The organism is Clostridium sp. CS1-1, assembly GCF_056135525.1.
Window position 1 is genome coordinate 2,260,570 of record NZ_CM148680.1, and the last position, 12,906, is coordinate 2,273,475.

General features: G+C 32.1%; 11 protein-coding genes. 3 read left to right on the plus strand and 8 right to left on the minus strand.

The window, feature by feature from the left end; all coding sequences use genetic code 11:
- Positions 1 to 13: 13 nt before the first annotated feature.
- Positions 14 to 1,729 (minus strand): methyl-accepting chemotaxis protein, encoded by a 1,716-nt coding sequence (locus tag AC0N0V_RS10635; protein ID WP_474464007.1) that lies wholly within the window; start codon positions 1,727 to 1,729, stop codon positions 14 to 16.
- Between the two features lie 611 nt (positions 1,730 to 2,340).
- On the opposite strand from AC0N0V_RS10635, the gene AC0N0V_RS10640 reads away from it, so the two are divergent.
- Complete coding sequence (locus AC0N0V_RS10640; RefSeq protein WP_474464009.1) at positions 2,341 to 3,831, plus strand: amino acid permease; 1,491 nt, start codon at positions 2,341 to 2,343, stop codon at positions 3,829 to 3,831.
- 244 nt (positions 3,832 to 4,075) lie between these two features.
- Here AC0N0V_RS10640 and tkt read toward each other — a convergent pair whose 3' ends face one another.
- The 3 genes from tkt to AC0N0V_RS10655 form a co-directional block, all read right to left on the minus strand.
- Positions 4,076 to 6,058 carry a transketolase gene (gene tkt / locus AC0N0V_RS10645; protein ID WP_474464011.1) on the minus strand — a complete coding sequence of 661 codons (1,983 nt, stop codon included), beginning with the start codon at positions 6,056 to 6,058 and terminating at the stop codon, positions 4,076 to 4,078.
- 431 nt (positions 6,059 to 6,489) lie between these two features.
- Positions 6,490 to 7,398, minus strand: coding sequence for a peptidoglycan-binding domain-containing protein (locus tag AC0N0V_RS10650; protein WP_474464013.1), 909 nt, complete (start codon positions 7,396 to 7,398; stop codon positions 6,490 to 6,492).
- A 164-nt stretch (positions 7,399 to 7,562) separates the two neighbouring features.
- Complete coding sequence (locus tag AC0N0V_RS10655; RefSeq protein WP_474464015.1) at positions 7,563 to 8,006, minus strand: PaaI family thioesterase; 444 nt, start codon at positions 8,004 to 8,006, stop codon at positions 7,563 to 7,565.
- Positions 8,007 to 8,227: 221 nt separating this feature from the next.
- Between AC0N0V_RS10655 and AC0N0V_RS10660 the strand changes: the two genes are divergently transcribed.
- Entirely contained in the window at positions 8,228 to 8,665 is a 438-nt protein-coding gene (locus AC0N0V_RS10660) for an HNH endonuclease (protein WP_474464017.1), read from the plus strand.
- A gap of 128 nt (positions 8,666 to 8,793) precedes the next feature.
- Positions 8,794 to 9,210: a deoxycytidylate deaminase gene (locus tag AC0N0V_RS10665; protein WP_474464019.1), complete on the plus strand. Its 417-nt coding sequence runs from the start codon at positions 8,794 to 8,796 to the stop codon at positions 9,208 to 9,210.
- A 101-nt stretch (positions 9,211 to 9,311) separates the two neighbouring features.
- Here the strand turns inward: AC0N0V_RS10665 and AC0N0V_RS10670 are convergent, their stop codons facing one another.
- The 4 genes from AC0N0V_RS10670 to aat all read right to left on the minus strand — a co-directional run bounded on the left by AC0N0V_RS10670 (position 9,312) and on the right by aat (position 12,892).
- Positions 9,312 to 10,139 (minus strand): thymidylate synthase, encoded by an 828-nt coding sequence (locus AC0N0V_RS10670; protein WP_474464021.1) that lies wholly within the window; start codon positions 10,137 to 10,139, stop codon positions 9,312 to 9,314.
- A gap of 516 nt (positions 10,140 to 10,655) precedes the next feature.
- Positions 10,656 to 11,219, minus strand: coding sequence for a flavodoxin family protein (locus tag AC0N0V_RS10675; RefSeq protein WP_474464023.1), 564 nt, complete (start codon positions 11,217 to 11,219; stop codon positions 10,656 to 10,658).
- Between the two features lie 175 nt (positions 11,220 to 11,394).
- Positions 11,395 to 12,114: an NAD-dependent protein deacylase gene (locus AC0N0V_RS10680; protein WP_474464025.1), complete on the minus strand. Its 720-nt coding sequence runs from the start codon at positions 12,112 to 12,114 to the stop codon at positions 11,395 to 11,397.
- Positions 12,115 to 12,238: 124 nt separating this feature from the next.
- Positions 12,239 to 12,892 carry a leucyl/phenylalanyl-tRNA--protein transferase gene (gene aat / locus AC0N0V_RS10685; RefSeq protein WP_474464027.1) on the minus strand — a complete coding sequence of 218 codons (654 nt, stop codon included), beginning with the start codon at positions 12,890 to 12,892 and terminating at the stop codon, positions 12,239 to 12,241.
- Positions 12,893 to 12,906: the final 14 nt, after the last annotated feature.

Here is a 12,906-nt window from a genome sequence, read left to right on the forward strand (position 1 = left end):
TGTTCTCTTATATTTACACAGTGAACTTCTCCATATGCTTAGCTAATTTTTCAGAACTTGTTGCATTATTTACTGTTTCTATTAAAATTAGATTTGTTTCTTCACTTACGTCACCTACGCTTGAAGCTATTTCTCCTGAAGATTTAGCTACTTCTGCCACTGAAAAGGCAACTTCATTCATACTGATAACAATTTGCTCTATAGAATTAGAAACATTTTCTGACGACTCTGCAAATTTTTCAATGATGTTCCTGATAGTTTGTCCATCATTTTTGTACTGAGTGCTAATTTCAATTAATTCTTCATAATCTTTTATAACATCATTCTCAATAACCTGTAGCACATATTCTGAAGAATTGGAAAGTGTATCTACGGCTCCTATTACTTTCTTTACATTAACTTGAATCTCAGTAACAGTATTAGAAGATTGCTCAGCTAATTTGCGCACTTCTTCTGCTACAACTGCAAACCCCTTTCCTTGTTCGCCAGCACGAGCAGCTTCTATTGCAGCATTTAACGCTAATAAATTTGTCTGCTCTGAAATTCTTAAAATTGCATCAACCATTTCAGAAATCTTTTCAACAACATTCACATCTTCTATAGCTTTTTTTAGTTTTTCTTTTGACTGGTCATATATATTTTTTACATTTTCTTTTGATTTAATGGCATCTTTATTTACATACTCTGCTCTGTCTTGTATATCTAAAGCTAACTTTACACCATCTTTTGTTCTTTCCTTTGTGATACTAGCCTCTTCCTTCACTGTGGAAGCCATAGATGTAACTTCTTCAACCGCCGCTGCGGATTCCTCCATGCCTGCAGATATTTCTTCTGTAGCTGCTGACATTTGTTGTATTTCTTGATTTATACTATTAAACTTAGCCTCAGTTTTACGAGCAGAAGCTATTGCACTATTGCTTTCATTTTTTACTGATGAAATTGTATCTTTTAAGACACTTACTGCAGAGTTTAAAGCCTCAAAGGTTTGTCCAATCTCATCCTTTGCATGTATTTGAATTTGAAAATTTAGTTCTCCCCTTGCAAGCTTACGAGTAGCTTCTAATAGTTCCTTCATTTGAAGAGAAATACTTTTTCTAATACCAAATGAGAATAAAAGAGCTAACAAAACACTAATAATTGTAACCGTGTACATTAACCTGATAGTAGAATTGGCCTCCAGTTTAGCTTTACTTGCGGCTTCCTTTGTGGATTTATCTTGATGATCTACTATGGCTTGAAGACTTGCTGTCCAATTTTGCTCAGGCTTATCTAACTTTAAAACCATTGTATTAAGCTCACTCTGGCTAATATTTTCATTCATTCCTTGTTTAATAATATCATTAATAACTGGAACAGTAGCCTGTTCAATTTTTTCCGCATTATTGAATAATCGTCTTCCTTCTTCAGAGCGAACTAGATTGTTCAATTGGCCTTTAGATGTATTGTATTCTTTCAAATTTTTATCTACTATCTCTTTCTGCTCACTTATATATTGGGCATTGTCACTAACCAATATATTTCTAACACTTGTTTTTATTACTCCTATGTTATTTCGCATGTTATTTGCCAATTCTACTTTTTTATTATAGGAATCAGCAATTTCATTAAAAGAACTACTAATTTGGTTTAAGTGAACAATTGAAACAACTGAAATAATAACGATTGATAATAGCATCGTAGCAAAACCTAAAAATAACTTATGTCCTAATTTTATTTTCTTTAAATTCATTATGTATCTCCTTTACTTATAAATTTTAATGTAATGTAAATAATATCATAAATTATTTAACTTATAAATGAAATTTCAATATATATATCGAAACTTTATATTTGTAATATTATTATGTTTATACAGTTATTTCCTATATAATACTAACTATGAATTAAAAAACTAATTTTCATGTATATCTATTTCTTCAGTAACAAACTTTAGTGTAATAATTATATTTTATTCAAGAGGAAACTCGAGCAAATATTAGCTATTAGAAAATAAAATGATTATTTTTAACTTTAAATAAGAATTCGGTAATATAAAGAGAAATTTAAAGAAATTTATAAAGATATGCCGAAAAAGTACTTCAAATTGACTGTCAGAGTTCTTGTATAATTATTATTAATTTTTTATACTTATATAGTCTTTTACGAAATGAGACCTATAATTATGTAATATGTGCATGTATTTAGAGTAATTCAAGAACCTAATGATATTTTACAATACAGCTTTAACATACTAATTTAACAAATTGATATCACAGTAGATTAGTAATGTAGTGAAAAAATAGTTATTCTAAGTTATAGCTTGTAAGAATACAGGTGAATAAGAATGAAAGGAGTTTTTAAATGAGTACAAACATAGAAACAAAACATGAGGGTGAATTGCATAGAAGCCTAAAACCAAGACACATGAACATGATTGCAATCGGCGGTGCAATTGGGACGGGTCTGTTCCTTGCAAGTGGTAATGCAATTAGTTCTGCAGGTCCAGGTGGTGCTATAACTGCATTTGCAGTTATGGGTATACTGGTTTACTTCTTAATGACTTCACTAGGAGAAATGGCAACAAAAATGCCAATATCAGGTTCTTTTGAAACTTATGCAACAAAGTTTGTTGATCCTGCTTTAGGCTTTGCATTAGGTTGGAATTTTTGGTTTGCATGGGCTATAACTGTTGCAGCTGAATTAGTTGCCGCTGGACTTATTATAAAATTTTGGTTTCCAAACACAGGAACTACCGGTTGGAGTATACTTTTTCTAGCGATTTTAGTTGGATTAAACATATTATCTGCCAAAGCATATGGAGAAGGTGAATTCTGGTTTGCAGGTATCAAAGTTATAACAATTATTATATTTATTATATCTGGTATACTTATGATTCTCGGTATCATGGGTGGAAAATCACCAGGGTTTAGCAACTGGGTTCTTAGTGATGGACAAGGTCACTCTGCGCCTTTTGTTGGTGGAATATCAGCTATACTAACTTCGTTTTTTACTGCTGGATTCTCTTTTCAGGGTACTGAACTTGTTGGTCTTGCAGCTGGTGAATCTGAAAATCCTGAAAAAGACGTACCAAAGGCTATTAATACAGTATTCTGGAGAATTTTATTGTTTTATATAGGTACAATTACTGTTATAGGATTCCTTATTCCATTTACAGAGCCAAACCTATTAAAGAGCGGTGTAGCCGATGTAGCTTTTAGCCCCTTTACAATAGTATTTGAAAGGTCTGGTATTGCAATTGCAGCCTCTGTAATGAACGCAGTTATACTAACTTCTGTTCTTTCCTGTGGTAACTCTGGACTTTATGCAGCATCTCGTATGCTATATGCTATGTCAAAAGAAGGTAAAGCTCCAAAAGTCTTCGGAAAAGTAAATAAACGTGGTGTTCCAATGAATGCAATTTATCTAACAACACTAGTTGCATCTACAGCATTCCTCGCTTCAATGTTTGGAGATGGAAAAATATACTACATTCTTTATAATGCATCTGGACTTACTTGCTTTTTTGCGTGGCTTGGTATAGCTATTTGTCATTATAGATTTAGAAAAGCTTACGTTGCTCAAGGTAATAAAGTTGAAGATTTAAAGTATAGAGCATTATGGTATCCATTTGGTCCTATATTTGCAACTATATTATGTACAATTGTTATATTTGGTGCAAACATATGGGTATTTCAAGCCGAAACCTTTAGCTGGTTTGATTTTATAACTAACTATGCCCTTATTCCTATATTTGTGTCAATTTATCTTGTATATAAAATAAAACATAAAACAAAAATGGTTCCTCTTATGGAATGTGATTTTGAACATTCGGAGTATAAAAAATCAGTGTAAGAAGGGTTATTCTTTAGTAGTTTAAATATTTTTTGTAATTAAAAGGAAGGTAGCTTATAAGTTATCTTCTTTTTGCTTTTCCATATAATAATTTATGGCTATATCATGAATAAGTTTATTATAAATAAAATAAATCTATTTTATTTATATCATATTCCTGAGTTTTATGACTGCTACTTAAGAATGTTCTAAAAGCAAAAAATAAAATAGCTGCAAATTCATAACTTGAATTTGCAGCTAATAACTACTTTAACATATTCAATGCTTTCTCTACTACGTTCTCTATAGTAAATCCAAATTCTTTAAATAACACATCTCCCGGAGCAGAAGCTCCAAAAGTATCTATAGAAATTGTATCTCCTTCAAATCCCACATATTTGTGCCATCCGAAAGAACTAGCCGCTTCTACAGCAAGTCTTTTTGTTATATTAGATGGTAATATTCTTTCCTTATAATCATTACCTTGTCTTTCAAAAGTCTCCCAAGAAGGCATACTTACTACTCTTGAATCTACTCCCTTCTCTTTCAAAGTTTTAGATGCTTCATATATTAATTCAACTTCCGATCCACTAGCCATAAGTATAATGTCTGGCTCTCCTTTTTCACTGTCCTTCAGAATATAAGCACCTTTTAAAGCTTCTTTAGAAGTTTCCTTATATAAAGGTAAGTCCTGCCTTGAAAGTACTAAAGCTGTTGGCCCATCTTTCCTCTCTAAAGCTGCAATCCAAGCTGCAATGGTTTCTTTTGAGTCAGCTGGCCTAAATACGGTAAAGTTTGGAATACTTCTAAGAGAAGCTAAATGTTCTATTGGTTCATGAGTAGGTCCATCTTCCCCAACTCCAATGCTGTCATGAGTTAGAACATACACTACTGGCAGCTTCATAAGTGCGGACAGCCTCATAGCGCCTTTCATATAATCGCTAAATACAAAGAAAGTAGCCACAAAATTTCGAAGTCCTCCATGGACTGCTATACCATTGCCTATAGCTGCCATAGCATGTTCTCGTACTCCATAATGAAGATTTGCACCACCCCTATCTTCAGCAGAGAAATCTCCCTTATCTTTCATATAAGTTTTATTTGAAGGTGCTAAATCTGCAGAACCTCCAATTAGATTAGGAATTATACTAGCTAATTTATTTATGACAATTCCTGAAGAGGCTCTTGTAGCCATCTTCTTTTCAAATTTCCAAAGATCTTCACTATTTAATAAATCGACTGGTAGATCCTTGTTATTCCAGGTGTTCCACTCTTTTGCAAGTTCAGGATACTTATTTTTGTAGTCTTCAAACAACTTATTCCATTCATCTTCAGCTTCTCTACCTTTAGCTTTAAGAGTTTCTATATGTTCTCTAACTTCTTGTGGTACATGGAAATCTTCTTCGTAAGTCCATTTTAAAAATTCTTTTGTCTTGTGAATATTTTCTATTCCTAATGGCTCGCCATGAACAGAAGGGGTACCTTGCTTTGGAGATCCGTATCCTATTTGTGTTTTTACTATTATTAAACTCGGTCTTTTCTTATCTTCTTTTGCAGAGCTTACTGCTTTGTTTATAGCTTCAATATCGTTACCATTTTCAACAGTTATAACTTGCCATCCATAAGCTTCGTATCGCTTAGCTACATCCTCTCTAAAGGCAATGTCTGTATTTCCTTCTATGGATATGTTGTTAGAATCGTATAGAAATATAAGTTTTCCTAATTCTAAAGTACCGGCTAAAGATGCTGCTTCTGCTGATACACCTTCCATCATACATCCGTCTCCAGTAATAGCATATGTGTAGTGATTTACTATATCATAATCTGGTTTGTTAAACTTATTAGCTAAGTAAGCTTCTGCTATAGCCATACCAACAGCATTAGCGACACCCTGACCTAAGGGTCCTGTAGTAGTTTCTACTCCAATAGTATGACCATATTCCGGATGTCCTGGAGTTTTGCTTCCAAGCTGTCTAAAATTTCTAATATCATCCATACTCAGTCCATATCCAAAAAGATGTAGTAAAGAGTATAGAAGTATTGAACCATGCCCAGCGGATAACACAAATCTATCTCTATTTAACCATTCTGGATTTTGCGGACTATGACTCATTTGATTTGCCCATAAAGTATAGGCCATAGGAGCTGCACCTAGTGGCAATCCGGGATGCCCTGACTTTGCTTTTTCAACCCCTTCAGCACAAAGAAGTCTAATTGTGTTTACTGATAATTCCTGAATATTTTTCATTATAAAAGTTCTCCTCTCTAAGTTATATTTATGTTATATATAGTATGGCCCTAAGTCTCGCTAATATTTTATTTAAGTAAAAAAACGATATAATTTTACGGTTTGTTATAAAGATAAACCTAAAAACTCTTTCCTGAAGTTTACGATTAAATTTAAATAATTGTAATTTGTATCAATATTTTTTATGGACAAATATATAAAACCAGCACAAAACTAATTATATGATAAATTTTTACACATATTCAGTTTTCTACAATATTATAAATTAGTAATACTTAGATTTATTTTATATTAGATCAACTGTTAGCTCCCATAGATCATAATTATATATGGAAAAGGCTAAGATTTAATTATGAGAGATGATTTAGCAAGTTATCTACTTTTAAAAGATAAAACCTCTGTCTTTTAGTTAAAGTCAGAGGTTTTATTTATTAAAATACTTTTATGGTTGTTTTACTTGGTATTCCACTTAGAAATTGTGCGCTTTCATCAGAAATTCTTAAACCATATCCTGACTCCTTTTCAGCAGAATAAAAGACATGAAGACCATCAATTTGAGTAAAATTTCTCATTACTACTTCATTAAAGTTTGCTTCTTTTCCTCGAATTCCAGATATGTAGTTTCCGCTATTAACTTTTCCTGAAAGAATATCAAAACATCTAACTTCCTTCCACTGACCATTTATCTTCTCATATACTCTAGCAAGATGATCAGAAGAGTTCACTGATATATAATAGTTAGTATCTGATTTAAATTCTTTTGTTTCATTTATTTTTATATTATGATTTTTACAAAATTTATCTATCATCTTAGTATCCACTTTTCCGGTTACAGGTAAACCATTTACTTTTTGAAAATCTTTTATAGCTACTATGCTGTCATAGCTAGATAAATTTCCGTTCACCTTTAAGTTATAGCCGCAATCTATAAGCTGTTGTTGAATTTTAATAGATACTGGGCTAAAACCATCCTTGTCTCCTATAGAAGTATTATTAACATACTTTAGTATAGCTTTAGCTGTCTTAGGCCCAAATACTCCGTCGACACCTACTACTAACTTTTTTTGTGCACTTTTTACAGCTTCTTCTGTAAGTTTTCCATATACTCCATCTTCAGCTAATCCAGCTCCAAAATATAAATTTAAGGTACACTGTATATGCTTAACAATGTCCCCTTTTCCATTCAATTTAATTGATGCTTTAGAATAATCATTATAATCATTGATTGTTGGCTTAGATATTTCTGTAGTTTTTACCTGCATAGCGTGTACAGATTTCCCGCTTAAAGTTATTCCAGCTGCAATAGATGCTACTACTAATAAGTGTTTTGAATTTTTCACAAGCTTACACTCCTTAAAACATTAATACTAATATACTTTTACCAAACGACTTATTGTGACAATGATACATAGTCTTTTTTTAGTATAAAATCGAATTTTGGTCGTACGTGTAATATGTACGTAAGAAGTTAATGGTTTTGAAGGGGTACTTATGAAAAGTTTCATTATTTTTCTTTTATTAACATCATCTTACTATCTGATGTAGCAATCAATTCACCTTCATTACTGAAAGCTTCAGCAAACATATTAACAATAGTATTTCCTTTATATTTTATGTAAACCTTAATTGTAAGATCATTTCCTTTAAGGATAGGTCTATGATAATTTGTATTTAAATCTAAGGTAACCGCCTTTCTTTTAGTAACCATCATATTTAATAGTCCAAAAGCATTATCAAGGGCAGCAGAAATAAATCCTCCCTGCATTCCGTTAAAAGGATTTAGATATAAATCCAAAACAGGGAATTTGATTTCAAACCTTTCTTCAGGTATATAATCTATAAAAGTAGGCTCCATTACGCTTAGACAGTTTGGTATTTCCATTTCTAATATATGTTCTATTCCTTGTTTTTTTGCCTTAGCTAAAAATTCTTCTGTATATTTTACCATATTTAATTCCACCTTTCACTTTATACTACATGATTATATTACTATTAATTTAGTTTCATTTCTACATAATATTTCTATTGAATCTGTACACTATAAGTAGTGGAGGTGTTACTAAATTTATCTATATACTTAAAATCCTTTAGGAGTTATATGTGATTTACATGAAATTTTAAATTACTGAATACACTATTTACTATGCTTAATAGGAGTTTTTAAATTTTATGAATATAAAGGATACAGACAAACAATACATATATCAAAGAGATGATAGGAGGTGCTTCTTCTGCAATAAAGCGCTTAAATATAATAAGATTACCTTAGATCACTATCTTCCTAAAAGTAAGAAAGGTACAATGGATGTTTTCAATCTTGTTACCTGCTGTAAGTTCTGCAATATTATGAAGGGAAATAGAGTACCTAAAGACTATGAAGAAGTGATTCTAAGATTATTTTTGAAAGCTGTTAATGATAATAGAATAACAAAAGCTTCGCTTAAAATTCCTCTGAAGGAACTAAGTATGGAATTAAATAAAGTTGATAAGGTTGAAGACCTAACGGAGCATTTTATTTTTCAAAGTGCTACTAGAAGGTTTTATGTAAAAAATAACATGGTCTTCAAGATTGTTTATCTTGGATCCTCCAATAAGGTAAATACTTGAATTTGTTAACAATTTTATATCTTATAATAAATAATAGACTTCATAGAATATATGAAATCTTCATGTAAAATAACTAAAACCTACTGTTATGTGTTACTGTAAACTAGACATATAAAGGAGCTAACTATATGAGAAAATCTTGGGACGAATATTTTATTGATATCGCTTTTGAGGTTGCTGGAAGAAGCACCTGCGCTAGACTACATGTTGGATCAGTACTAGTTAAGAATAAAAGAATTAAGGCCACTGGATATAATGGCAGCCCTAGAGGTTTAACCCATTGTGATGATGAAGGTTGTTACATGAACAATAATCATTGCATAAGAACTATTCATAGTGAGGTAAATTGCCTACTAGAAGCAGCTCCTGAAGAAAGAGAAGGAGCTACACTTTATGTTACTCACAGACCATGTCCTGACTGTCAGAAATTAATTATAACTTGTGGAATTTCTAGAGTTGTTTATTGTGGTGAATATGAACCTGAAGTTGATTGGTTTAAGGAGACCCCTTGGATAGAAGTAGTTCAGATAAACAAGCATATATAGTTCAAGACTCCTAAATCACATAGGAGTCTTGAACTGTTCTAAGACTATAAATTGGATATTTTTATTTCTTGAAAATAAGATTTTTGAATGACCTATTCTTCTTAAATACCTAATTCAAATTTAATATTTGGCTTTACTGGTTCATAATCAATCATAGCAAAATCATCTATTGTAAAATCATAAAAATTCTTTTTTTCTGAGCTTAATATAAATTTTGGAAGTTTGCTACTTGGCACCCTCTCAAGCAGAATGTTTGCCTGTTCTAGGTGTCTATCGTATATGTGAAGATTTTCGACATAATGAGTAAACTTTCCAGGTAGCAATTCAACATGACGTGCGACCATCATCTGAAGTGCTACGTATTGTATCTTGTTTATATGATTTGCAACAAGATAATCAGATGAACGTTGTATTAGTGTCATATCTAGGTATTCTCCTCTAACACTCCATAGAGTTTGATAGGCACATGGATACAACCCCTTTGTTTCCTCAAAATCAGCGAACTGGTATAAATCTATTATATGCCTTCTTCCATAAGGTTGTTCTTTTAAGCCTTTTAATAGTTTATTCATCATATCATATTTTTTTACTGTGGCACCATAACGTTGTCCAATGGTATCATCGCCTATATTCCATTCATCCCACCATGTAATACCATACTTATTTTTTAACACTTTAAGATCAGATGTCTGATCCTGATAAATCCATAATATTTCTTTAACTCCGCTCTTCCAAGGAATATGCCTTAATGTTGTGATAGGAATTTCTCCCTTACTAATATCATATGTCTCAGATACATGTGTAATAAATTTTGTATGAGCTGGGTTGCCATCTATGTAAACTGGCCTTACATCATGACCAGCAGTACTCATACCGTTAGTTAAAATCTCTCTAACTGCTTCTTTAAAAACCTTATCAGCTTTTAGCACACTTGTTCCCTCCTCTATCATCATGAAGACTCTGACTACTAAGATATTTTTAGTATATCACCGATTTGCTAATTTTACATGTTAAATTAGAACTTGACTATAATTTAGATCACTTATAAATAATATTAAGATATTGTCGATAATTAGTATAATAAAATTACAATAAAGGAGATAGATTCAATGAAGATAAAAATTGACGATTTCACACTACAGATAATTAAAGACATGATGAAAGTGGAAAATAAAGATTGTCTTAGAATAAATCTAGCAGAATATACTTGAGATTCATTAATTTATGAACCTGTACTGGATGTACAGAAAGATAAGGATTTAGAATTTTACTATAAAGATATAAAAGTAATTTGTACAAATCAGGTTGAAGCGGTTGTTTCTTCTGTAACTATAACGCATGAAGAAACTGCTCCTGGAATTAAGCTTAAATTAGATTGGTACTAGTACAATTTATTTATAAATTTTAGCCAATGCTTTAAAACACTAAGCATTGGCTTTTCCATTTTAGACTTTTAAATTTTTTATTCTATCTGCCATTGCTTTTGCAGCGTATTTTATAGTATCGAGCTTATAATTACGGTTTTTTCTTGTAATACCTATAAAATCAAATTTTTCTGCGTTAACATGGGTTAGTAGTCTTTCCATAGTTGTTAAGCATGGAACTATTCCATTTCCACTGCCACCTGCAGCTGCCACTGAAATTACTGGCTTTCCATTTAAATAACTTTCTTCATTTTTCCAGGCTTCACATCTGCGTAGCCTATCAAAGAAGGCCTTAGCAGATTCACTCAAGTCACCCCAGTAAACCGGTGTAACTATTACGAAACCATCAAATTCCTTTATTGACTGGTGGAGTTCTTGAAAGTTATCCTTTACCTGACACTCATGATTTTGGAGACAAGGGCCCCAACCGTTCCCACAGGCATGACAAGTTCCAACACTTAGGCTATTTAAATTCACAACCGCAACTTCTGCTCCAGCCTCCCTAGCACCTTCTTCAGCTGCTTTACCACATGCAGCAGTTAGCCCGTCCACATTTGGACTACTAGTTATAACCATTATTTTCATATACATAAATCTCCTATCCTAAAGTAATTATCAGTAAATATTATAACTCTTATATTTGCTTTGTGCATATTTTATTTTTATAATCTACAACTAGAAATTTTTATCCCGGGACATAGCCGTTCTTTACTCCCTCTTTAGAGAAAAGAGATTAAGAAGGCCTTAAGCCTTCCTTGCATTAAAAAACACTTTTCAATATTTCCCCAATACTGTCGTTAAAGATTAAATCTGCTTTATTGTCATGTTGAGTTTTAGATTTATTAATTAAAATCAAATTATTTCCATGGTAATAATTTACTAAATTTGCTGCTGGGTAAACTGATAAGGAAGTCCCACCAACGATTAATACATCAGCACTTTCTATATGTGAAACCGCTGAATTTAATACCTCCATATCAAGACTTTCCTCATAAAGTACAACATCTGGCTTAACAACACCTCCACAATCACACTTTGGTATTGCTTCTGTATTAATAATATATTTTAGGTTGAAAAATTTTTTGCAATATGTACAATAGTTTCTGTGTATAGACCCATGCAGTTCTAAAACATTTTTTGAACCTGCCGCTTGGTGTAGTCCATCAATATTTTGAGTAATCACAGCTTTCAATTTTCCAAGCCTTTCTAGCTCAGCTAAAGCAATGTGTGCATTATTAGGTTTAGCATCTTTATAGATCATTTTGCTCCTATAAAAGTCATAAAACTCCTCAGTATGTCTTACAAAAAAGCTATGTGATAATATTTCTTCCGGCGAATAGCTTCTATTGTTAGTTTCACTATAAAGTCCATTAGCACTTCTAAAATCCGGAATGTTTGACTCGGTGGACACACCTGCTCCTCCAAAGAACACTATGTTGTCAGAGTCTTTTATTATTTTTCTTAATTTGTCTATACTCATAAAATTCACCTCATTTTTTATTAAAAATATTATAATATTACTTAACGCTAATCTTTATGCTTCGGAATTAAAATTTATAATTGGCTTGGTTTAATAGAAAAAAAGCATAATCATTTTAGGGGGTTTACCATAATGATTGTGCTTCCTTTTCCACAATTTCCAAAAATTCTTCTCTAGAAATATTCACTGCACCTAAACTTTCAAGATGTTCCGTATAAACTTGACAATCTATTATTTTAAAATCCTTCTCTTCTAAATTCTTACAAAGAGTAATGAAAGCTGCCTTCGAGGCATTACTCATAATTGAGAACATGGATTCTCCAAAAAAACACTTTCCAATACTTATTCCGTATAGTCCACCAACCAGCTTATCTTCATACCAAGCCTCTACAGAATGTGCAAATCCTAGTTCGTGAAGTTTACAATAGGCTTCTATCATATTATTTGTTATCCATGTACCACTTTCTTTTCTTACATTACCACAACTAGATATTACATCTCTAAAGCAAGTATCAAATGAAACTCTATATGTATTCTTTCTAAGGAGCTTTTTCATGGAGTGAGAAATTTTTACCTCCTTTGGATAAAGAACAAACCTAGGGTCTGGAGACCACCACATTATTGGTTCGTCTTCTGAGTACCATGGAAATATTCCATTACTATAAGCAAGTAATAATCTTTCAGGGGATAAGTCACCCCCTACTGCTAAAAGTCCATCATCCTCTGCAAGAGAGGGATGAGGAAATATTAAATCATCTGATAATCTGTAAATAGGCATAGTTGACTCCTTTC